17 protein-coding genes are annotated in these 21859 nt (G+C 63.3%); 12 read left to right on the plus strand and 5 right to left on the minus strand.

Annotated features, from left to right (window positions below):
- Nucleotides 1-19: 19 nt before the first annotated feature.
- The 3 genes from EB231_RS09985 to EB231_RS09995 form a co-directional block, all read right to left on the minus strand.
- Entirely contained in the window at nucleotides 20-3151 is a 3132-nt protein-coding gene (locus EB231_RS09985; RefSeq protein WP_172348659.1) for an efflux RND transporter permease subunit, read from the minus strand.
- Nucleotides 3148-4308: an efflux RND transporter periplasmic adaptor subunit gene (locus tag EB231_RS09990; RefSeq protein WP_172348660.1), complete on the minus strand. Its 1161-nt coding sequence runs from the start codon at nucleotides 4306-4308 to the stop codon at nucleotides 3148-3150. Before EB231_RS09990 ends, EB231_RS09985 begins: the two co-directional genes overlap by 4 nt.
- A gap of 191 nt (nucleotides 4309-4499) precedes the next feature.
- Complete coding sequence (locus EB231_RS09995) at nucleotides 4500-5327, minus strand: MurR/RpiR family transcriptional regulator (protein WP_135881356.1); 828 nt, start codon at nucleotides 5325-5327, stop codon at nucleotides 4500-4502.
- Between the two features lie 134 nt (nucleotides 5328-5461).
- Here EB231_RS09995 and EB231_RS10000 point away from each other — a divergent pair, with 134 nt between their 5' ends.
- From EB231_RS10000 to EB231_RS10040, 9 genes are all read left to right on the plus strand, one after another.
- Nucleotides 5462-6280: an N-formylglutamate amidohydrolase gene (locus EB231_RS10000; protein WP_172348661.1), complete on the plus strand. Its 819-nt coding sequence runs from the start codon at nucleotides 5462-5464 to the stop codon at nucleotides 6278-6280.
- 21 nt (nucleotides 6281-6301) lie between these two features.
- Nucleotides 6302-7858: an amino acid permease gene (locus tag EB231_RS10005; protein WP_172348662.1), complete on the plus strand. Its 1557-nt coding sequence runs from the start codon at nucleotides 6302-6304 to the stop codon at nucleotides 7856-7858.
- Nucleotides 7859-7945: 87 nt separating this feature from the next.
- Nucleotides 7946-9316, plus strand: a complete 1371-nt coding sequence (locus EB231_RS10010) for a glutamine synthetase family protein (protein WP_056577936.1) — start codon at nucleotides 7946-7948, stop codon at nucleotides 9314-9316.
- A gap of 182 nt (nucleotides 9317-9498) precedes the next feature.
- Nucleotides 9499-10887: an aldehyde dehydrogenase family protein gene (locus tag EB231_RS10015; protein WP_172348663.1), complete on the plus strand. Its 1389-nt coding sequence runs from the start codon at nucleotides 9499-9501 to the stop codon at nucleotides 10885-10887.
- Nucleotides 10888-10905: 18 nt separating this feature from the next.
- Nucleotides 10906-12078: an iron-containing alcohol dehydrogenase gene (locus EB231_RS10020; RefSeq protein ID WP_172348664.1), complete on the plus strand. Its 1173-nt coding sequence runs from the start codon at nucleotides 10906-10908 to the stop codon at nucleotides 12076-12078.
- Nucleotides 12079-12320: 242 nt separating this feature from the next.
- Entirely contained in the window at nucleotides 12321-13427 is a 1107-nt protein-coding gene (locus EB231_RS10025) for an ABC transporter substrate-binding protein (protein ID WP_172348665.1), read from the plus strand.
- A 64-nt stretch (nucleotides 13428-13491) separates the two neighbouring features.
- On the plus strand, nucleotides 13492-14409 hold the full coding sequence (locus EB231_RS10030; RefSeq protein ID WP_445299303.1) for an ABC transporter permease: 918 nt from the start codon (nucleotides 13492-13494) through the stop codon (nucleotides 14407-14409).
- Complete coding sequence (locus tag EB231_RS10035; RefSeq protein ID WP_172348666.1) at nucleotides 14406-15197, plus strand: ABC transporter permease; 792 nt, start codon at nucleotides 14406-14408, stop codon at nucleotides 15195-15197. The genes EB231_RS10030 and EB231_RS10035 overlap by 4 nt, the downstream gene beginning before the upstream one ends.
- A gap of 16 nt (nucleotides 15198-15213) precedes the next feature.
- Nucleotides 15214-16278, plus strand: coding sequence for an ABC transporter ATP-binding protein (locus EB231_RS10040; RefSeq protein ID WP_056577610.1), 1065 nt, complete (start codon nucleotides 15214-15216; stop codon nucleotides 16276-16278).
- 20 nt (nucleotides 16279-16298) lie between these two features.
- Here EB231_RS10040 and EB231_RS10045 read toward each other — a convergent pair whose 3' ends face one another.
- Nucleotides 16299-16925: a glutathione S-transferase family protein gene (locus tag EB231_RS10045; RefSeq protein WP_172348667.1), complete on the minus strand. Its 627-nt coding sequence runs from the start codon at nucleotides 16923-16925 to the stop codon at nucleotides 16299-16301.
- A 123-nt stretch (nucleotides 16926-17048) separates the two neighbouring features.
- On the opposite strand from EB231_RS10045, the gene EB231_RS10050 reads away from it, so the two are divergent.
- The 3 genes from EB231_RS10050 (at nucleotide 17049) to EB231_RS10060 (ending at nucleotide 20581) form a co-directional block, all read left to right on the plus strand.
- Nucleotides 17049-18602: a cation:proton antiporter gene (locus EB231_RS10050; RefSeq protein WP_172348668.1), complete on the plus strand. Its 1554-nt coding sequence runs from the start codon at nucleotides 17049-17051 to the stop codon at nucleotides 18600-18602.
- Nucleotides 18603-18819: 217 nt separating this feature from the next.
- Nucleotides 18820-19728 carry an endonuclease/exonuclease/phosphatase family protein gene (locus EB231_RS10055; RefSeq protein WP_172348669.1) on the plus strand — a complete coding sequence of 303 codons (909 nt, stop codon included), beginning with the start codon at nucleotides 18820-18822 and terminating at the stop codon, nucleotides 19726-19728.
- 7 nt (nucleotides 19729-19735) lie between these two features.
- On the plus strand, nucleotides 19736-20581 hold the full coding sequence (locus EB231_RS10060) for an EamA family transporter (protein WP_172348670.1): 846 nt from the start codon (nucleotides 19736-19738) through the stop codon (nucleotides 20579-20581).
- 6 nt (nucleotides 20582-20587) lie between these two features.
- On the opposite strand, the gene EB231_RS10065 is transcribed toward EB231_RS10060, so the two are convergent.
- Nucleotides 20588-21805, minus strand: coding sequence for an MFS transporter (locus EB231_RS10065; RefSeq protein ID WP_172348671.1), 1218 nt, complete (start codon nucleotides 21803-21805; stop codon nucleotides 20588-20590).
- Nucleotides 21806-21859: the final 54 nt, after the last annotated feature.

Below are 21859 nucleotides of genomic sequence, written 5' to 3' on the forward strand. Positions count from 1 at the left end.
CCCGTTTCCCGGATTTTGCCTACTCCGCCGGCTCCATATTGGTGTAGGCGGCTTCCTCGAGCTCGCGCTTGAGGCGTGCCTCCTCATGGGTCTTCGGGGTGACGAAGCGGCCAAGCAGGAGGTAGGCGACCGGCGTCAGGAACAGCGTCGAGATGGTTGCCAGCCCCAGCCCGCCGACGATCACCCAGCCGAGCGCCACGCGCGCCTCGGCGCCGGCGCCGGCGGCCAGCACCAGCGGCACGCCGCCAAGTATGGTGCAGATCATCGTCATCATCACCGGCCGCAGGCGGATGATCGAAGCTTGCTCGATCGCCTCGCGCACGCCGAGCCCGCGGTCGCGCAGCTGGTTGGCGAATTCGACGATCAGGATGCCGTTCTTGGCCATGACGCCAACCAGCAGCACCAGGCCGATCTGGCTATAGGCGTTGAGGCTGGTGCCTGACAGCAGCAGGGCGAAGATCGCACAAGCAAGGCCGAGCGGCACCGTCGCCATGATGATGACGGCGCTGACGAAGCTTTCGAACTGCGCGGCCAGCACCAGAAGGATGATGACCAGCGCGAAGCCGAAGATGGTGACCATGGCGCTGTTGGTTTCGCCCAGCGTCGCGGCCTCGGCCAGCGGCAGGATGCGGCTGCCCGGCGGCAGCAGCGGCGTGGCGATCTCCTCGGCGCGGCTCAGCGCGTCGCCAAGCGCGAAATTGCCCGACAGGTTGGAGGTGATGGCCACCGATGGCTGCTGTTGCTCGCGCGACAGCGACGGCGGCACGGCGCGTTCGGTCAGCTTGGCGATGGTCGACATCGGCACGAAGCGGCCGTCGCCCGTCTTCAGGAAGACATTTTCAAGATCGGTCGGATCGTTGATCGGATTGGTGGTCGAGACCAGTTTCACGCCATAGCTGCGGTCGGCGATGTAGACGTCGACGACATCATTGCCGTCGAGCATGGCCTGCATGGTGTTGGCGAGCCCCGTAATGTCGATGCCAAGATCGGAGGCGCGCTCGCGGTCGATGGCGACGGCCAGCTGCGGCTGCGTCGGGTCGATCGACAGGCGCGGCGTCTGGAAGCGCGGGTCCTTCTGCATCTCGGCGATGATCTTGACCGCCGCGTCGCCAAGCGCCTTGCGGTCGTTGCCGACCAGTGCGAACTGCAGGCCGTTGCCGGCGCCGCGGATGCCAAGGCTGTTGGGCTGCACCGGGAAGATGCGCACACTCGGCACCTGCCTGGTCAGCTGGCTGATCTCGGCCATGATCTCCTGCTGGCTGCGGCTGCGCTCGTTCCAAGGGGCGAGCGTCATCACCATGAAGCCGGAATTGTACGAGCCGTTCTGACCGGCATTCTCGAAGGTTGAGCGGATCTCGCCGGAATCGCGCATCGGCTGGATCAGCTTCTCGATCTTCTGCATCTGCTGCGTCGTGTAGTCGAGGCTGACGCCTTGAGGGGCATTGATGCGCAGCAGCACCGCCGCGCGATCCTCGGTCGGCGTCAGTTCCTGGCGGATGGTGCCGAACAGGGTGAAGGCGGTGCCGGCAAACAGCACAGCGACCAGAACCACGATCCAGGGCGCGTCGAGGCAGGCGCGCAGCGCGCGCTTGTAGGTGGCATTCAACGCGCCACCGATACGGGCGCCGATGCCCTGGCCGCCTTCATGGTGGAGCGATGAGTTTGTCAGCATGCGCGAGGCGAGCATCGGACAAAGGGTCAGCGCCACCACGCAGGACAGGAGCACCGACATGGCAAGCACGAAGCCGAATTCGCGGAACAGGCCGCCCGTCTGGCCCGGCAGGAACGAGATCGGCACGAAGACGGCGACCAGCGTCAGCGTCGTGGCGACGACGGCGAAGAACACTTCCTGGGCGCCGAGCACGGCGGCAGCGCGTGGTCCCATGCCTTCGTTGCGCCGTCGCACGATATTTTCCAGAACGACGATGGCATCGTCGACGACAAGACCCGTGGCCAGCACGAGGGCGAGCAGCGTCAGGATGTTGACCGAGAAGCCGGCCAGATAGATGGCGGCGATGGTGCCGATCATGGCGACCGGCATCGACAGGCCCGGGATCAGCGTCGCGCGCCAGTCGAGCAGGAAGACGTAGATGACGATCAGCACCATGGTGACGGACAGGCCGAGCGCGATCTCGACCTCGTGCACGGCGCCCTTGACGAAGACGGCGTCGTCACTGGTGATCTTGATCGCCATGCCCTTGGGCAGGTTCTCCTGCAGTTTGGCGACGGCGGCCTGGACGCCGGTCGAAATGTCCAGCGTGTTCGATTCCGCCTGGCGGATGATGCCGATACCGATGCCGGTCTTGCCATCGGAACGCAACGTGGTCTGGCCGACATCGGGGCCGAGCGTGACAGTGGCGACATCGCGGATGCGCGTCGTGCCGCCGATGATGATGTTTTCGAATTCCTCGGGCGTGGTCACGTCGGCCGTGGTGCGGACGATCAGGTCCTGGTTGGTGGTGGTGATCGAACCGGCGGGCGAATCGAAAGCAACCGAGGCAAGGGCTGCCCTGAGATCGGCCACGGTGAAGCCAAGGCTGGCGAGCTTGTTCTGGTCGACGTCGATACGGAATATCTTGTCGCGGTCGCCATAGACCTGGACGTCGGCGACGCCAGGCACGGCGGCCAGTTCGTCCTCGATCTGGTCCTGGACCACCACGGTCATGTCCTGGATCGACATGCTGTCCGAGGTCACCGCCAGGCGCATCACCGGGTCGGAATTGGCATCGGCCTTGACGATGCGGGGCGGATCGGCCGTGTCCGGCATCTGATTGGCGACGCGGCCAACGGCATCGCGCACGTCGGAGGCGGCGACGTTGAGGTCGACACCGTCGTTGAACTCGATGGTGACACGGCTCGAGCCGAAGGAGGAGGAAGAAGAGATCGACTTGACGCCGGAGACACGGGCGACGGCGCCCTCGATCGTGTCGGTCAGTTCGCGGTCGACGGTCTCGGCGGCAGCACCCTCGAAAGTGGTCGAAACGGTGACCACCGCACGGTCGACGTCGGGCAATTCACGGATTTCGACGCCGTAAAAGGCCGCGAGGCCGGCAACCGCGATGAGCACGTTGAGCACGAAGGCCATGACCGGCCTGCGAATGAACAGGGCGGTGAAGCCGGTATCGCTGGCGGCGTTGGCGGGTCCGGTCATGAGCCTTCGGCGGTGTTGGCGGCGCGCTGTTCCTGGCCGGCGATGCGGACCTCACCGCCTTCGCTGACGCTCTGGGTGCCTTCGGTGATCACCATGTCGCCGCTGTCGATCTCCGCGTCGATCAGCACGGTCTCGGTGTTGCGCTGGATGATGCGCACCGGCACGCGTTTGGCCTTGCCGTCCTCGATCTGCCAGACATAGGCGCCGTCCGACCCCCACAGGATCGCCAGCGGGCTGACGGCCGGATAGATCTCACCGGGGAATTTCATGATGATGGAGAACGACATGCCGGCGCGCAGCGAATCGGCGGGATTGGCGATCTTGGCCTTGACCAGCAGCGTGCGGCTCTTCTCGTCGATGTGGTTGTCGATGGCCGAAACCGTGCCGGTATAGGCGTTGCTGGGATTGGCGATCGGCGTCGCGGTCAATTGAGCACCGACCTTGACGGCGGCGGCGAAGCGCTCGGGCACCTGGAAATCCACCAGGATCGAGGAGCGGTCGTCGAGGGTGGCGATCGCCGACTGATTGGTCACATAGTTGCCGGCCGATATCGGCAGGATGCCGACGGTGCCGGCGATCGGTGCCAGAATGGAGCGGCGCTGCAGCGCGAGCTCGGCATCCTGGAGCGCCAGCTTGGCATTCGACAAGGTCACCTCGGCGTCGGCCACCGCCACCGGCGTGGCGGCATTCGAGGCGCGCAGCGATTTGACACGATCGAGCTTGGATTGCGCGTCCTGCAAAGCGAGTTTCGCCCGGTCCTGGGCGATGACCTCGGTCTCGGAATCGAGCGTCGCGATGATCTGTCCCTTGTCGACATGGCTGCCGGATTCGACCAGCAGTTCGGCAAGGCGGCCGGAACTGTAGGGATTGACGGTCACCGAAGCGTTGGCGCGGCCAGTGCCGATCGCCTGCAGGCGATCGTTGATAACAGCCGAGGCGGCCGGCGATGCAACGATGGTGGCAATCTGGGCGCGGTTGCCCCCCGTCTGCCGGGAGCTACCTGCCGCTGTTTCTTTCGTTGGAGGTGTCGCGCCATAGGCCCAGTCGATACCCCAGCGCGCCAGCACTTCGGGAGCGCCGGGGTAGAAGCGCGCCCACGCGGCCGCGGCGGCGACCACGATCACAAACGCAAGGACAATCTGTTTCCAGCTCGGCATCGATACTCCAGCGGCAAGAATCGTCTGCCGGTTCCAAGTGGAAACGGATGCAGCGACGATAAGGGCTGGCAGCGAACACCGGCCACGCCACACCCGATATCACCGGTTTATGGCAATTATCACGCAATCGTGCACATTAAATCTCGGTAACGTGAAATCCGGGACGCCCGGTTGGAGCGGATGCGATTGGCCTAACGCAGGCCTTCCATCTCGCGGATGCGACGGGCGCCGTCGGCCTCGAGCTGTCTTGTGACGGCGCCGATCAACGTTTCGGCGACGACGAAAAGTGCCGCCGAAGAATCCCATGCCGACGGCACAGCGGTTCGTCCGGCGATGACATGGCGGGCGAACCGGGCGATAGGCGACAGCCACTGATCGGTGAACAACACGATCTGGACGCCGCGCTGGTGCGCCTTCTCGGCGAAGCGGACGAGACTGTCCTGGTAGCGCCTGATGTCGAAGATCACCAGCACATCGCGCTTGCCCATGTCGATCAGCCGGTCACGCCACATGCTCTCCTGGCCGGCGAGGTGAAAGACATCGGGCTGGATAACGGCGAGATGGGCGGCCATGTAGCGCGCCAGCGGGTCGGTGAAGCGGCCGCCGATCAGAAATGTCTTGCCACGGCGATCGGCAAGCCGCGCCGCGATATCGGCAAGCTGCCTGTCGGAAAGGTGGCGGAAGGTCTCGCGCATATTGTCGAGCGTTGCTTCCAGCATCGGCGAGACCGTACCACCGCCGGGCGAGGGCGGGTTGAGGGTTCGTATCGCCGGCGATTGCAATTGCGCCGCCAGTTCGTCCTGCAAGGTCGACTGGAATTCCGGATAGTTCTGGAAGCCGAGCCGGGCAACGAAGCGCAGGATCGTCGGCGAGGAGACACCGGCCGCGGCCGAGAACTCGGCGACCGTCTTCAGGCCGATCATCGGATAGCTCGCGATCAGCGTCTGGGCCGCGCGCCGTTCGCCGGCCGGCATCGCGCCGATGCGGTCGGCGATCAGTTCGGCAATGCTGGAAATCATGTTTTCCCCACCCGCTGGCCCTGCCCATGAGATCGCATTTGACAAAGTCGGGCAAACTGTATGAAATCATCCATAGGGACGCAATGAGGCAAAATACGTAACATACGATACAGCGCTCCCCGGGGACGCAGACTATGGAGAAAGCACGGCCCGCCAGCCTTGCATCGTCTGATACCGTTGGGGTGACCAACCCTGGCGGATCAAGCCCCTTCGTGCTGACCTGCGATCACGCTTCCAATTTCCTGCCCGCCGAATTCGGTACGCTCGGCCTTGCCGCCGAGGACCTGTCGCGCCACATCGCCTGGGATCCCGGCGCGCTGCCGGTTGCGCTGCGCATGGCGCAGGCCCTCGATGCGACGCTGGTCGAAACCCGAATTTCGCGCCTTGTCATCGACTGCAACCGGCCGCTCGATGCGCCGGACCTGGTGCCGCCGGTCAGCGAAACGACGGTCATTCCCGGCAATGCCGGCCTGACCGACAAGCAGCGCGCGGCGCGGGTCGCCCTGTCATGGCAGCCGTTTCATGGCGCCATCGAGCGCATCGTCGAGGAACGGCTGGCGCGCGGCCAGGAGACCCGGCTGGTTTCCGTGCATTCCTTCACGCCCGTCTACAAGGGCCGCAACCGGCCCTGGCATATCGGCATCATCCACGATGAGGACCGCAGGCTGGCCTCGCCGCTGATATCGGCGCTCAGGCGGCTTGCCGGCATCACCGTCGGCGTCAACGAACCCTATTCGCCAGCCGACCGCGTCTATTTCACGCTGGAACGGCATGCGCGCGCGCGCGGGCTACCCTGCGCGATGATCGAAATCCGCAACGATGAAATCTCCGGCGAGACCGGGCAGCGGAAATGGGCGGATCTGCTCACGGGCATTTTTTCGGATCTGGAACCAGAGGAGGCCACGCGGCCCAGATCGCATTCAGTCAGAAAGTCAGTCCAATCGGCCAGCTGAAAAACAAACAGGGGACTTCCAATGGCAGCACCGGGTTATACAGACGTTGACAAGGCGGAGGACGTAAAGCACCTCCACAGCATGGGCTATGCCCAGGAACTGGAGCGGCGGCTCAGCCGCTTTTCGAATTTCGCGGTTTCCTTCTCGATCATCTGCATCCTGTCGGGCGGCATCAATTCGCTGGCCCAGGCAACCTCCGGCGCCGGCGGCATCGGCATCGGCATCGGCTGGCTGGTCGGCTGCTTCGTGTCGCTGACCTTTGCCGTTGCCATGTCGCAGATCAGCTCGGCCTATCCGACCGCCGGCGGGCTCTATCACTGGGGCTCGATCCTCGGCAATCGCGGCACCGGCTGGGTGACGGCCTGGCTCAACCTGCTCGGCCTGATCACCGTGCTGGGCGCCATCAATGTCGGCACCTGGACGTTCTTCGTCGGCGCCTTCGGGCCGGCGCTCGGCATCGAGGGTACGCTGAGCAACCAGATGATCTTCCTGGTCATCATCACCGGCGCCCAAGCCTTGATCAACCATCTCGGCATCAAGCTGACGGCGAAGCTGACCGACTTCTCTGGCTACCTGATCTTCTTCGGCTCGATCCTGATCGCGGTCGTCTGCCTGTTCTCCGCCGAGACCTGGGATTTCAGCCGTCTCTTCACCTTCCACAACTATTCGGGCGACGCCGGCGCCGGTGTCTGGCCGTCCGTCTCCAATGCCTGGGTGTTCGCACTTGGCCTCTTGCTGCCGATCTACACGATCACCGGCTACGACGCTTCGGCTCATACCTCCGAGGAAACCATCAAGGCGGCTTCCTCGGTGCCACGCGCCATGGTCATGTCAGTGATCTGGTCGGCCGTTTTCGGCTACCTGTTCCTGGCCGCTTTCGTGCTGATGATCCCGAACATGGACGATGCCGCCAAGCAGGGCTGGAACGTATTCTTCTGGGCCTTCGACCAGCGTGTCAGCCCCGGCCTCAAGGAGTTCGTCTACCTCGTCGTGTTCATAGCGCAGCTTCTGTGCGGTCTCGCCACCGTCACTTCGGCGTCGCGCATGATCTTCGCCTTCTCGCGTGACGGCGGCCTGCCCGGCTCGGCGGCGCTCGCCAAGGTCAGCCCGACCTACCGTACGCCGGTGGCGGCGATCTGGACGGCATCGATCCTGTCGGTGCTGTTCGTCTGGGGCTCGACGCTGGTTTCGGTCGCCGGCACCTCGGCCTACACCATCGTCGTGTCCTGCACCGTCATCTTCCTGTTCCTGTCCTTCACCGTGCCGATCGTGCTCGGCATGCTGGCCTGGGGCACGCCGAAGTGGGACAAGATGGGGCCGTGGAACATGGGGCGCGGCGTGTTCATGCTGTTCGCCTTCCTGTCGATCGTATCGATGATCCTGATCTTCATCATCGGCATCCAGCCGCCGAACGACTGGGCGCTCTACATCACCGTCGGCTTCTTCATCCTGACGGCCATCGTGTGGTTCGCCTTCGAACGCAACCGCTTCCAGGGGCCGCCGCTCGGCGACATCATCGCCGCGCGCCAGGCGGCGATCAAGGCGGCGGAACAGGCGGTCGGCGAAACCGGCCACTGATCTCGACCATCAAGGCCATGGCCGGCATCGTGCCGGCCATGGTTTCGTTTATCCCTTTCAACGACCAAGCACTGGAGCGCCAAAGGAATGGCCGGAAATTTCTCGTTCGATCAGTTGAAGAAAGCGGTCTCCAGCGGCGAGATCGACACGGTGCTCGCCTGCATCGTCGACATGCAGGGCCGACTGGCGGGAAAACGGTTCCTGGCGCAGTACTTCGTCGATTCCGCGCATGACGAAACGCATGGCTGCAACTATCTCCTGGCCGCCGACATCGATATGGAGCCGGTGCCCGGCTACAAGGCGGCGAGCTGGTCGAAAGGCTATGGCGATTTCGTCATGAAGCCGGACCTTGCCACGCTGCGGCGCATTCCGTGGCTGGAAAAGACCGCGCTGGTGATCTGTGACGTGCTTGACCACCACACCCATGACGACCTGCCGCATTCGCCGCGTGCGATCCTGAAGAAGCAGGTCAAGCGGCTGCAGGAGCGCGGCTATATCGGCTACTTCGCTTCCGAGCTCGAATTCTATCTGTTCAACGAGACATACGATTCCGCTCGCAAAAAGCACTGGCAGGGCCTCGATACAGCTTCACCCTATATCGGTGACTACCAGATCGGCATCACCACCAAGGAAGAAGGTGTCATGCGCCGGCTTCGCAACGAGATGGAAGCGGCCGGTATCCCGATCGAGAATTCCAAGGGCGAATGGGGCCCGGGCCAGGAAGAGATCAATGTGCGCTATGCCGAAGCGCTCGACATGGCCGACCGGCACGTCATCCTGAAGAACGGCGCCAAGGAGATCGCCGAGTCCGAGGGCAAGGCGATCTCCTTCATGTCCAAGTACAATTACGGGCTCGCCGGCAATTCCAGCCACATCCACAACTCGCTGTGGAGCGCCGACGGCAAGACGCCGCTGTTCTTCGACAAGAAGGCCGACTGGACGCTGTCGACGCTCGGCCAGCAATGGGCGGCCGGGCAACTGAAATATGCCAAGGAATTCACCTGGTTCCTGGCGCCCTACATCAACTCCTACAAGCGCTTCCAGGCCGGCACCTTCGCGCCGACCAAGATCATGTGGAGCGAGGACAACCGCACCGCCGGCTTCCGCCTGTGCGGCGAGGGCACCAAGGGCATCCGCATGGAATGCCGTATCGGCGGCGCCGACCTGAACCCCTATCTCGCCTTCGCGGCGCTGATCGCGGCCGGCCTTGCCGGCATCGATGAGAAGCTGGAGTTGCAGAAGCCTTTCGTCGGCGATGCCTATCAGGCATCTCGCTTGCCGGAGATCCCGAAGACGTTGCGTGACGCCACCGAGACGCTGGCCAAGTCCAAGATGCTGAAGCAGGCGCTCGGCGAGGACGTGCTCGAACATTATGTCCACACGGCAAAATGGGAGCAGTTCGAATACGACCGCCGCATTACGGATTGGGAACTGCACAGAGGGTTCGAGCGGTATTAGGGTAGCAGCCAACGTCTGGCGCTGCCCTCACCCTTCCCCGGTGAGAATGGGAAAGGGTGCGCCAGCCGTTGGAGCGCTTCCCTTCTCCTCGCACTGTACGGGAGAAGGTGCCGGCAGGCGGATGGGGGGTAGCCCCAAGCCATGTGATTTTCGATTGTTGTAAAAGTGCGAGGACTTACAAAATGACCGAAACGGTCAAACTCATTACCCCCATAGACGGCTCGATCTATGCCGAGCGGCCCGTGGCAACGGACCAGGCGATCAATGCCGCTGTCGAGCGCGCCAAGGCGGCGCAGGAGAAATGGGCCGAGACGCCGATCGTCGAGCGCGGAAAGTACATGCTGGCGATGCTCGAAGCGCTGGTGGCGATGACCGACGAGATCGTACCCGAGATCGCCTGGCAGATGGGGCGGCCGGTGCGCTATGGCGGCGAGTTCGGCGGCGTCAAGGAACGCACCAATTACATGGTCGAGATCGCCGAGGCGGCGCTGAAATCCGTGCCGGCATCCAACCCGAAGGACGGCTTTCGGCGTTATGTGAAGAAGGATCCACTCGGCGTGGTCATGGTGATCGCGCCCTGGAACTATCCCTATCTGACCGCCGTCAACACGATCGTGCCGGCGCTGATGGCCGGCAATGCCGTCATCCTCAAGCATGCGGCGCAGACGCTGCTGGTCGGCGAGCGCTTTCAGCAGGCCTTCGACAAGGCCGGCCTGCCCAAGGGCGTGTTCCAGAATATCGTGCTCAACCATGTCCAGACCGAAAAGCTGCTTGGCTCGGGCAAGATCGACCATGTCAACTTCACCGGTTCCGTCGGCGGCGGCCGTGCGATCGAGAAGGCGGCGGCGGGCACCTTCATGACGCTCGGCCTCGAGCTCGGCGGCAAGGATCCGGCCTATGTGCTGCCTGACGCCAAGATGGATCATGCTGTCGCCAACCTGGTCGACGGCGCCTTCTACAATTCCGGCCAGTGCTGCTGCGGCATCGAGCGCGTCTATGTGCACGAGAATGTCTATGATGAGTTCGTCGAGGGCTTCATCGCCGAGACCAAGAACTATGTCGTCGGCAATCCGCTGGAGCAAGCGACGACGATGGGGCCGATGGCGCAGGCGCGCTTCGCCGACCTGATCCGCGAGCAGAAGGCCGAAGCGCTGCGCAAGGGCGCCAAGGCGCACATCAACATGAAGGTGGCTAACGACAGGGCGGGCTCGCCCTATCTGGCGCCGGAGGTGCTGACCGATGTCGACCATCAGATGAGCGTCATGCGTGAGGAAAGCTTTGGCCCGATCGTCGGCATCATGAAGGTGCGCAACGACGAGGAGGCGATCGCGCTGATGAACGATAGCCCCTATGGGCTGACGGCCTCGATCTGGACCAGAGATACCGAGCATGCGGTGGCGATCGGCAACCGCGTCGAGACCGGCACTGTGTTCATGAACCGCTGCGACTATCTCGATCCGGCCCTGGTCTGGACCGGCGTCAAGGACACCGGCAAGGGTGCGGCACTGTCAGCCATCGGTTACGACAATCTGACCCGGCCAAAATCCTTCCACCTGCGCGAAGCCATCTGATTTTTCGAAAGACAAGCAATGTCCAAGCTGATTTCCAAATGGAACTACCCCACCACCGTCCGCTTCGGCGCCGGGCGCATCAAGGAATTGCCAGAGGTCTTGGCGGCCACCGGTATCAAGCGGCCGCTCTTCGTCACTGATCCTGGCCTGGCGAAACTGCCGGTCGTCGCCTCGACGCTGAAGATTCTCGACGATGCCAAGGTGCCATACGGCGTCTTTTCGGAGGTGAGGCCGAACCCGGTCGAGTCCAACCTCACCGCCGGCATTGCCGTCTTCAAGAAGGGCAAGCATGACGGCGTCATCGCCTTCGGCGGCGGCTCGGCGCTCGATCTCGGCAAGCTGATCGCCTTCCAGGCGGGCCAGACGCGGCCGGTGTGGGATTTCGAGGATGTCGGCGACTGGTGGACGCGCGCCAACTCCGACGCCATCGCTCCGATCATCGCGGTGCCGACCACGGCTGGTACCGGATCGGAAGTCGGCCGCGCCGGCGTCATCACCAATGAGGAGACGCATACCAAGAAGGTCATCTTCCATCCGAAGCTGCTGCCGGCGATCGTGATCGCCGATCCGGAGCTTTCGGTCGGCATGCCGGGCTTCATCACCGCCGGCACCGGCATGGATGCGCTTGCCCACTGCCTCGAAGCCTATTGTGCGCCGGGCTACCATCCGATGGCCGACGGCATCGCGGTGGAAGGCATTCGCCTGGTGTTCGAGAACCTGCCGAAAGCCTTCGCCAACGGCAAGGACCTCGTTGCGCGCGCCCATATGATGAGTGCGGCCGCCATGGGTGCCACCGCTTTCCAGAAGGGGCTGGGCGCCATCCACGCGCTGTCGCATCCGGTCGGCGCGCTCTACGATACCCATCACGGCATGACCAATGCCGTGTTCATGCCTTACGTGCTCGCCTTCAATCGCGACTCCATCGAGGAGCGTATTGCCCGGCTCGCCGCCTATTGCGGTATCAAGGGCGGCTTCGATGGCTTTGCCAAGGCCATCATCAAGCTGCGCAAGGAGTTGAAGGTGCCGCACGCGCTGCCGGGCCTGATAAAGGGGCTCGACATGGACAAGAAGCGCAAGGCGCTGATCGCGGACATGGCGGTGGTCGATCCGACGGCCGGCGGCAACCCGGTCAAGCTGACCAAGAAGGCGGCGCTGACGCTGCTGGAAAACGCTATCGCCGGTACGATCTGACGGCGTATGACTGCCAGAAAATTGATCTGGAAAATCAGGGCAAACCAAGGGGGAAGGATGAGATGCAAGGCAGAAAGTGATTAGCCGGAAAAATAAGTGACGGCTAATTGCTACAGTCGGTTAAAAAGAGTTAACTTTTTCTGCTGCCGGCCAAGGGTTTCACAAAGCTTTCATCTGGCTGTCACATGAAAACGATACCGCATCGCAGGCGTTCAACAGCGTCAGTTCAACGGAGAGAACACATGTTCAAATTCACGGGGAAGGTGCTTTCCCTTTCGGCCGCGACCCTTATGGTGTCGTCGGTGATTTCGTCCGCGGCTTCGCTGGACGATCTCGTCAAGGCCGCGAAGGCCGAGGGCCAGCTCACCACCATCGCGCTGCCGCATGACTGGTGCGGCTACGGCGACGTCATCGCCGGCTTCAAGGCGAAGTATCCGGAAATCACCATCAACGAACTCAACCCCGATGCCGGTTCCGGCGACGAGGTCGAGGCGATCAAGGCCAACAAGGACAACAAGGGTCCGCAGGCACCCGACGTCATCGACGTTGGCCTGTCCTTCGGCCCGACCGCCAAGGCCGACGGCCTGCTGCTGCCTTACAAGGTGTCGACCTGGGACTCGATCCCGGACAGCGCCAAGGATGCCGATGGCGCCTGGTATGGTGACTATTACGGCGTTCTTTCGTTCATGGTGAACAAGGACCTGGTCAAGGAATCGCCCAAGGACTGGGCCGATCTCCTGAAGCCGGAATTCGCCAATTCGGTGGCGCTTGCCGGTGATCCGCGCGCTTCCAACCAGGCCATCCAGGCCGTCTACGCCGCCGGCCTTTCCGGTGGCGCGGCTGCTGGTGAAGCCGCCGGCACCGCTGGCCTCGACTTCTTCAAGAAGCTCAACGCCGCCGGCAATTTCGTTCCGGTCGTCGGCAAGCCGGCAACGCTCGCCCAGGGCCAGACCCCGATCCTGATCAACTGGGATTACAATGCGCTCGCCGGCCGCGATACGCTGAAGGGCAACCCGCCCGTCGACGTCATCGTGCCGAAGACCGGCGTGGTCGCCGGTGTCTACGTGCAGGCGATCAGCGCGTATGCGCCGCATCCGAACGCAGCGAAGCTGTGGATGGAATATCTCTATTCCGACGAAGGCCAGATTGGCTGGCTGAAGGGCTATTGCCACCCGATCCGCTTCAACGATCTCGCCAAGAACGGCAAGATCCCCGCGGACGTGCTGGCCAAGCTGCCGCCGGCTGAATCCTATGCCTCGGCCGCGTTCCCGACGCTCGACGAGCAGGGCAAGGCCAAGGAAGCGATCAGCAAGAACTGGGACGCCGTTGTCGGCGCCAACGTCAAGTAAGACTTGAAATCCACCGGGCGGCCGCGAGGCCGCCCGGCTTTCCCTCGAAGACGGTAGCCGGCGCATGACCGATCTTACGCTTTCAAATCAGGCACTTGCCACCAAACCCGCGCCGCCGAACGAGGCGACCGCCTTCCGCCTGCCGACGCAATGGATCGGCGTGGCGCCCTTCTTCATCTTTGCCCTGATGTTCCTGATCCTGCCCACGCTCTATCTCGTGCTGGGCGCGTTTCAACGCGGTGACGGCTCCTTCACCCTGGACAACATCCTGCAGCTGGTGACCGACCCGTCGATCAGCGCCTCCTATTGGGTTTCGATCAAGATCAGTTTCTGGTCGGCCATCATCGGCGCCTTTGCCGGCCTCGCAATAGCCATCGCGATCGTGCGCGGCGGACTGCCAAGCTGGACGCGCTCCGCAACCCTGACTTTTTCGGGCGTCGCGTCGAATTTCGCAGGCTTGCCGCTGGCGTTCGCGTTCCTGGCAACGCTTGGCCGCGTCGGCATCGTCACCACGCTTTTGCGTGACGTCCTCAATATCAACATCTATGCGATGGGCTTCAATTTCCTCACCACGTCGGGCCTGATCGCGGTCTATCTGTTCTTCCAGATTCCGCTGATGGTGGTCATCATCGTGCCGGCCATCGACGGATTGAAGAAGGAATGGGGCGAGGCGGCCGCCACGCTCGGCGCCACGCAGGCGCAGTATTGGCGCATGGTGGTCATCCCGGTTATATGGCCGAGCTTCCTCGGTACGGTCATCCTGTTGTTCGCGAACGCCTTCGGCGCCATCGCCACGGCTTACGCGTTTGCCGGTCCGGCGCTCAACATCGTTCCCATCAAGCTCTATTCGCAGATCAATGGTGACGTGCTGCACAATCCGCAGCTTGGCTATGCCATCGCCTTCGGCATGATCGTCATCACGGGTTTGGCCAACGTCTTCTACATCTGGTTCCGGACACGCTCCGAAAGGTGGCTCAAATGAAGTCGGGTAAGTTCTGGGCCTGGGTCATCTTCATTGTCGGGGCCGCGTACTTCTTCATTCCGCTGATGGCGACGGTCGAGTTCTCGTTGCGCATGCGCCGCGGCGTTCATTCCTTCGACGCCTATCGGATCGTGCTCGGCGACGCGCGCTTCCAGTCGACCTTCCTGTATTCGGTGATCGCGGCCGTCTTCACCATCATACTCGGTGTGCTGATCGTTGTGCCGGCGGCCTATTGGATCCGGCTGCGTCTGCCGCAGCTCAGGCCGATCGTCGAGTTCATCACCTTGCTGCCGCTGGTCATTCCGGCCATCGTCATCGTCTTCGGCTATATCAGGATGTACGGCTCGAATTCGCCGCTGCCGTTCCTGGGAAGCAATATGGGTGCGAACGCCCTGCTGGTCATCGGTTATGCAACGCTGTCACTGCCTTACATGTACCGCGCCGTCGACACCGGCCTTCGCACCATCGATGTGCGCACGTTGACGGAAGCGGCTCAGATCCTGGGTGCCGGTTGGGGCACGATCATTGGCCGGGTCATCCTGCCCAATGTTCTGATTGCCGTGCTGTCGGGCGCCTTCCTCACCTTTGCCATCGTCATCGGCGAGTTCACCATGGCGAGCCTGCTCAACCGCCCGGCCTTTGGTCCCTATCTGCAGAATATCGGCGCCAACCGTGCTTATGAGCCCGCGGCCCTTGCCATCATCGCCTTCGCCATTACCTGGGGCTGCATGTCGCTCATCCAGATCCTGTCCCGCTTCGCGCCGAAATCGGCTAACCGACCGAACTGACCTGAGAGAAAAAGCCATGGCCGAGCCATTCCTGTCCATCCAGCATGTGCGAAAGTCCTACGGTTCCAACACCGTGGTCCAGGATTTCAGCCTTGACGTCGAGCCGGGCGAATTCGTTTCGTTCCTCGGACCGTCCGGTTGCGGCAAGACGACGGTGCTGCGCATGGTCGCCGGCTTCGAGGAGCCGTCGGCCGGCAAGATCGTCGTTGCCGGCAAGGACATTACGCGGCTGAAGCCCAACCAGCGTAACGTCGGCATGGTGTTCCAGGCCTACGCGCTGTTCCCGAACCTGACCGTGGCACAGAACATCGCTTTCGGGCTGAAGGTCGCCGGCATGTCGAAGGCCGATGCCGACAAGCGCGTCGCCGAGATGCTCGACATGATCAAGCTGCCGCAGATGGCTGACCGCTATCCCTACCAGCTCTCAGGCGGCCAGCAGCAGCGCATCGCGCTGGCGCGCGCGATCGCGCCGAAACCGAAGCTGCTTTTGCTCGACGAGCCGCTGTCGGCGCTGGATGCCAAGGTGCGCGTGTCGCTGCGCGAGGAAATACGCTCCATCCAGAAGAAGCTCGGCATAACCACCATCTTCGTCACCCATGACCAGGAAGAAGCGCTGTCGATCTCCGACCGCATCGCCGTCATGTATGGCGGCAAGGCCGAGCAGGTCGGCACGCCGTTCGAGATCTACAACCGGCCGGCAACCAAGTTCGTGGCAAATTTCGTCGGCACGCTCAACGTGCTCGAAGGCAAGGTCACCGACGCCGCGGCCGGCACGGTTCAGGTCAACACGCAGGAAGTCTCGCTCAAGGGCAAGCTCAACGGCTCGAAGTCCGGCGACACGCTGTCGCTGGCGCTGCGGCCGGAAGCGATTTCGCTCGGCCGCCAGCCCGGCCGCGATTCCAGTCTGTCCGGCGAGATTTCCGAAGTGCACTTCCTCGGCTCGGTAATCCGGGTTCGTGTCGGCATTGGCGGCAACACGGTGTCGCTCGATACGTTCAACAGTCCGGCCACACCGCCGCCCGCCGTTGGCGAAAAGGCCGAGATTTCGTTCTCGTCGGGGGATATGCTGGTCCTTCATTGAAATTTCGCTGAGCGCCGACCTCAAGCCGGCGCAATGAACGGCTGCGATATCTCCTGAAAGACCGCCAAGGCTTCCATTTGCTTGGCGTGCGCGCCGAGGGCCGGGAAATCGGCCAGCGACACCAAGCCTGGATGCGCCTCGCCGATAAAACGCAGCACCGCGGCGACCACGATATCGGCATGACCGATATGGTCGCCGAACCAATACGCTGTCGGGCGTTCGGCCCGTTCGGCCTCCAACTCGGCGAGCACCGCCTCGATCTGCATGCGGCAGCGCCCGACCCAGACATGGGAAATCTTCTCGTGCAGCCGCTTCTCGTAGAACAGGCTGACCGCCTTGTCGCCGAGCCCGGTAGCCAGAGCTGACACTTTCAGCGCCTGATGACGCATCGGCTCGCTCACCGGAAACATCCTGCGATCGGCAGGAACAAGGCTGTCGAGATAGTCGAGTATCACATGGCTTTCGATCAGCACCTCGCCATTGTCCAGCACCAGGGTCGGCACCCGCGTCAGCGGATTGTAGGGACGGATCTTCTCGGCATCGCCGAAGGCCGACCACGGACGGTGCTCGAAGGAGATGCCATACAGGATCAGCGCGATGCCGACGCGGCGCACGAAAGGCGAGCCATATTGGCCGATGAGGATCATACCGGTCTTTTAATCGGGAGGTGGTTTGAAGCCTACTGCCAGAGGGCTTGAGTTTGATGGCCAATCCACCGCATCCTGCAGGCATATCCGCGCCGGCAATCCCGTCTCACGGAAGCACCGCTCATGGCTCTTTTCGAACTGACGCTTGTCCTGCTTTTGACGGCGGTCGCGCTGACGGCGCTGTCGCGGCGGCTGGAGATTCCCTATCCGTCGCTGCTGGCCTTGGCCGGGGTTGCGATTGCCTTCGTGCCTGGTGCGCCAATGATCGAGATCGATCCGGAACTGGCGCTTGCGCTATTCATCGCGCCGGTGCTTCTCGATGCCGCCTATGACACCTCGCTGCGCGACCTGAAGCGCTACAGGCTGTCGCTGGTGCTGCTGGCGCTTGGCGCCGTTGTCTTCACCACTGTCGTCGTTGCCTTCGTCGGCTGGAAGATGGCCGGCCTGCCAATAGCGGCGGCGATCGCGCTCGGCGCCATCGTCGCGCCGCCGGACGCGGTGGCGGCATCCGCCGTGCTGGGGCAATTCAAGGTGCCGCACCGCATCACCGCCATCCTGCAGGGCGAGAGCCTGCTCAACGATGCCACGGCCCTCCTGATCTACCGGCTGGCCGTTTCGGCGGCGCTCGGCTCGATCATGCTGAGCAACGCCATTCCGACGATCTTGCTGTCGACCATTGGCAGCCTGGTGGGGGGATATGTGCTTGGTCGCTTCTCGCTGCTGACGCTCACCCGCATCGAGGATGCGGCGAGCAGCACCGTGGTGCAGTTTGCCGGAACATTCGGCGTGTGGATCCTGGCCGACAGGCTCGGTCTTTCCGCCATCATCACCATCGTCGTCTACGCGATCACCATCGCGCGCCGGGCGCCGCGCCGCATATCGGCGAGACGCCGCGTCAGCACCTATTCGGTCTGGGAGTCGGCGGTGTTCGTGCTTAACGTGCTGGCTTTCGTGCTGATGGGCCTGCAGGCGCGTTCGATCGTCGGCCGGCTCTCCGGCGAAGGGCAGGGCGAAGCCTTTCTCTTTGCCGCGACGGTGCTGGTTGTCGTGATTGTGGCACGCCTGGTCTGGGTGGCGAGTTACGTTGCCATCATCCGATGGTTCGCCCGCTTTGGCGGCGAAGACGGGAGGCCGGACGTGCCGACGTTTCGCGGCGCGGTGCTTGTCGGCTGGTGCGGCATGCGCGGGCTTGTGACGCTGGTGGTGGCCATTGCCCTGCCGGCCGGTTTTCCCGGCCGCGATCCGATCGTGCTTGCCGCCTTCGCTGTGGTTCTGGGCACGCTGGTGCTGCAGGGCATGAGCCTGAAACCCCTGCTGCGGATACTCAACTTCGAACGGGATACCACGATAGACCGCGAGGTGGCCCAGGCACGCGTGGCCATCATGCAGGCAGCACTCGACGTGTTGAGCCGCAAGAATTCGGCTGCGGCGGCTGTCGTGCGAGAGCAGTACGAGGCCCAACGCGTTATCGCGGAAAACCCGGAGGACGCACAGGCGGCAACCGAATATGACCGGTTGCGCCTCTATGCCATCAATCGCCAGCGCGACACGCTGGAGGAGTTGCGCCGCAACGGCACGATCGGCGACGAGGCCTATCATCGGCTGGAGGAAGAGATCGACTGGGCGGAACTGGCGGCGTCGCCGGCGGGCCGGTTCCAGCCGCTGACGACGGATTAGGATGGTCCACCGCCGGACCTGACACGCTTGCGTACGCAGGAGACGCCTCGCGGCGTTTTCCGGCGCGCGGAGAATACCGAAGCGATCCGGAATCGGTGCATGATCGCACAGCAGGGGCAGGGGGAGGCTTCTGGCACAAGCCGCTTCCATTCTCCTGCACATTGCAACCAATCCACCGAACCGCTACTGCCATCACCGAAAGTGAGCCGGATAAGCAATGAAGCTGGTCAGCTACAACATCCAGTACGGGTTCGGCGGCGACGGGCGCTACGATCTTTCGCGCGCGGCGCGGGTCGTCGACGGCGCCGACATCATTGCGCTTCAGGAGGTCGAACGCCACTGGCAGCGCAGCAATTTCGACGACCAGCCGGAACTGCTGTCGCGCCTGCTGCCCGGTTATCACTGGGTTTACGGGCCGGCCTTCGACATGGATGCCAGCGAGCGGCGCGGTGGCCGCCTGATCAACCGGCGCCGGCAGTTCGGCACCATGGTGCTGTCAAGGCTGCCGATCGTCTGGTCTCGGCTGCATGCGCTGCCGATGCGCCGGACGCTGCGGCCGCTCAACACCCGCAACGCGGCACTCGAATGCATGATCCGCACGCCCGCCGGCCCGGTGCGGGTGTTTTCCCTGCATCTCGCCCATATCGCCGCGGAAGAGCGGCTTGAACAGATCGACTATCTGCTGGCCGAGCATCGCCGCGCACCGTCTGACGGCGGGCCGTGGAGCGGCGCTGATGACGAACCTTCGCGCAACTGGACCAGCGGCGAGGCCGAGCCGGAAAATCCGTTGGCGGCGATCTGGATGGGCGATTTCAATATGGAGCCGGGCAGCGCCGAATACCGCCGCATCGTCGGCAGCACGCCCTATCATCGCGGTGCCGCCTATCTCGACGGCTTCGTCGATGCGGCTTCCGTTGCCAGCGAACCGGCGGCGGATTTCCACACGCATGAGAAGATCATCGACGGCAGATTGGCAAAGCGCCGGCTCGACCATTGTTTCGTCGGCGGGGTGTTCGCCGGACGGGTGCGCTCGGTGGGATCCGACATAGGCGAGGTGGCCTCCGACCACTTCCCGGTCCGGATCGATATCGATCTCGAGACGCCCTTCGGCTTGGGAGGTCGATAAGCCTGAAATGACGCTTTTCGTCTTCTTCGCGGTGCTCGCCGCCGCCGCCATGCACGCGATCTGGAACGCGCTGGTCAAGGTTCATCTCGACCGCTTCCTGTCGATCACGCTGATGACGCTCGGCATGGGCGCCGCCGCACTCGCGGTGCTGCCCTTCGTCGAAGTGCCGAAGGCTGAGGTGTGGCCCTACATCATCGCCTCGGTCATCTTCCACATGGGCTACCGCACCTTCCTGATCGGCGCCTACCAGGCCGGCGATTTCGCCCAGACCTATCCGCTGGCGCGCGGCACGGCACCTTTGCTGGCCGCGATTGGCGGCATGTTCGTCGTCGCCGAAGTGCCCGCGCCACTCGCCATTGTCGGCATACTGCTATTGTCGGCCGGCACGCTGGTGATGTCGTTCCGCGGCGGCGCGCATCTGGAGAAGCTCAATCTGCGCGCGGTCGGTTTTGCCTTCGGCACCTCGGTCTTCATCGCCAGCTACACGTTGTCCGACGGCAGCGGCGCGCGGCTGGCGGCAACGGCCCAGAGCTACGCCGCCTGGCTGTTCATCTGCGATGCTTTTGGCGCGCTGGTGCTGTGCCTGATTTTTCGTGGCCCCAAGGCGCTTCCCGTTCTGGCGCGCGACTGGAAGACCGGGCTGTTCACCGGCGTGCTCAGCGGTGCGGCCTACTGGATCGTGATGTGGGCGATGACCAAGGCGCCCATCGCCTCGGTGGCGTCGCTGCGCGAGACCTCGATCCTGTTCGCCATGATGATCTCGGTCTACGCGCTCGGCGAGAAGATGACGGGCTGGCGCGGCGCGGCCGCGCTCAGCATTGTCGCCGGCGTCATCGCCCTCAGACTGGGCTAGTCCTCGTCAACCCAGGACCGTCATCACCTGGCCGCGTCGTTCCGGGCTGAAGCGGATGACGACGATGATGCAGACGGCGACCACTCCGGCGAAAAGCGCCAGCGCGTAGCCGTAGCTGCCGCCAGCCGCCTCGGCGATTCCCGCCTGGTACGGGCCGCCGTAGGAGGCGGCGAGATTGCCGGCCTGATAGATGAAGCCGGGCAAGGTCGCGCGGACCGCACCCGGTGACAGTTCGTTGAGATGAACCGGGATGACGCCCCAGGCGCCCTGGACCGCGACCTGCATGACGAAGGCGCCGATGGCCAGCATGAAGGGGGTGGTGCTGTAGGCCCAGAGCGGGATCGACGGCAGGGCAATCAGGCAAGCGAGCGTGATGGCGTTGACGCGGCCGATCTTCTCGGACAGCGCGCCAAACGCCAGGCCGCCGACAATGGCGCCGAGATTGGCGACGATGGTGATCCAGCTCACGGTGTGCGGGTCGAAGCCGTGCTGCTTCTTCAGGAAGGTCGGGTAGAGATCCTGCGTGCCATGGCTGAAGAAGTTGAAGAACATCATCAGGACGACGGCATAGAGCGCGACACCCCAGTGTTTCTGCAGCGTTTCCAGCAGCCCCGGCTTCACCGATTTCCGCGCCTCGACGAAGGCGGGCGATTCCGGCACATGCGAGCGGATGAAGAGCACGATCAGCGCCGGCACGAAGGAGAGCAGGAACATGGCGCGCCAGCCGATCGTATAGCCGCCGATGGTCTGCTGATAAAGCAGGCCATAGACCACCGCCGCCAGCAGGTAGCCTGCCGGATAGCCGCATTGCAGGATGCCCGACACCATGCCGCGGGCACTCGGCGGGATGGATTCCATGGCGAGCGAACTGCCGAGCCCCCATTCGCCGCCCATGGCAATGCCGAACAGAGCGCGCAGCGCCAGGAAAATGCCGAGATTGGGTGAGAAGGCGGCGAGCGCGCCGATCACCGAATAGCTGACGATGTTGAGCATGAGCATGGGTTTACGCCCATATTTATCGGCGAGCATGCCAAAGAAGAACGCGCCGATGAAGCGCGTCGCCAAGGTCAGGAACAGTGCCTTTGAGACCGCCGGGACATCTGTGTGGAATTCACTCGCAATATCGGTGAGCAGGAATGTCAGAAGGAAGAAATCAAAAGCGTCGAGCGTCCAGCCCAGAAATGAGGCCAGAACGGTTTTTTTCTGCTCGGCAGTAAGATTCAAGGCATCCTCCTTTGGTCCCCCAAAGGAACGATATGTCGCCCTGCTCGCAAAAGA

This window comes from Mesorhizobium sp. NZP2298, assembly GCF_013170825.1.
Lineage (GTDB): Bacteria > Pseudomonadota > Alphaproteobacteria > Rhizobiales > Rhizobiaceae > Mesorhizobium.

Coding starts and splice junctions, on each gene's coding strand:
- EB231_RS10035 (WP_172348666.1), top strand. CDS start 14,406: ATGAAGTCGGGTAAGTTCTGGGCCTGGGTCATCTTCATTGTCGGGGCC.
- EB231_RS09990 (WP_172348660.1), bottom strand. CDS start 4,308: ATGCCGAGCTGGAAACAGATTGTCCTTGCGTTTGTGATCGTGGTCGCC.
- EB231_RS10025 (WP_172348665.1), top strand. CDS start 12,321: ATGTTCAAATTCACGGGGAAGGTGCTTTCCCTTTCGGCCGCGACCCTT.
- EB231_RS09995 (WP_135881356.1), bottom strand. CDS start 5,327: ATGATTTCCAGCATTGCCGAACTGATCGCCGACCGCATCGGCGCGATG.
- EB231_RS10045 (WP_172348667.1), bottom strand. CDS start 16,925: ATGATCCTCATCGGCCAATATGGCTCGCCTTTCGTGCGCCGCGTCGGC.
- EB231_RS10060 (WP_172348670.1), top strand. CDS start 19,736: ATGACGCTTTTCGTCTTCTTCGCGGTGCTCGCCGCCGCCGCCATGCAC.
- EB231_RS09985 (WP_172348659.1), bottom strand. CDS start 3,151: ATGACCGGACCCGCCAACGCCGCCAGCGATACCGGCTTCACCGCCCTG.
- EB231_RS10040 (WP_056577610.1), top strand. CDS start 15,214: ATGGCCGAGCCATTCCTGTCCATCCAGCATGTGCGAAAGTCCTACGGT.
- EB231_RS10015 (WP_172348663.1), top strand. CDS start 9,499: ATGACCGAAACGGTCAAACTCATTACCCCCATAGACGGCTCGATCTAT.
- EB231_RS10020 (WP_172348664.1), top strand. CDS start 10,906: ATGTCCAAGCTGATTTCCAAATGGAACTACCCCACCACCGTCCGCTTC.
- EB231_RS10030 (WP_445299303.1), top strand. CDS start 13,492: ATGACCGATCTTACGCTTTCAAATCAGGCACTTGCCACCAAACCCGCG.
- EB231_RS10000 (WP_172348661.1), top strand. CDS start 5,462: ATGGAGAAAGCACGGCCCGCCAGCCTTGCATCGTCTGATACCGTTGGG.
- EB231_RS10050 (WP_172348668.1), top strand. CDS start 17,049: ATGGCTCTTTTCGAACTGACGCTTGTCCTGCTTTTGACGGCGGTCGCG.
- EB231_RS10010 (WP_056577936.1), top strand. CDS start 7,946: ATGGCCGGAAATTTCTCGTTCGATCAGTTGAAGAAAGCGGTCTCCAGC.
- EB231_RS10055 (WP_172348669.1), top strand. CDS start 18,820: ATGAAGCTGGTCAGCTACAACATCCAGTACGGGTTCGGCGGCGACGGG.
- EB231_RS10005 (WP_172348662.1), top strand. CDS start 6,302: ATGGCAGCACCGGGTTATACAGACGTTGACAAGGCGGAGGACGTAAAG.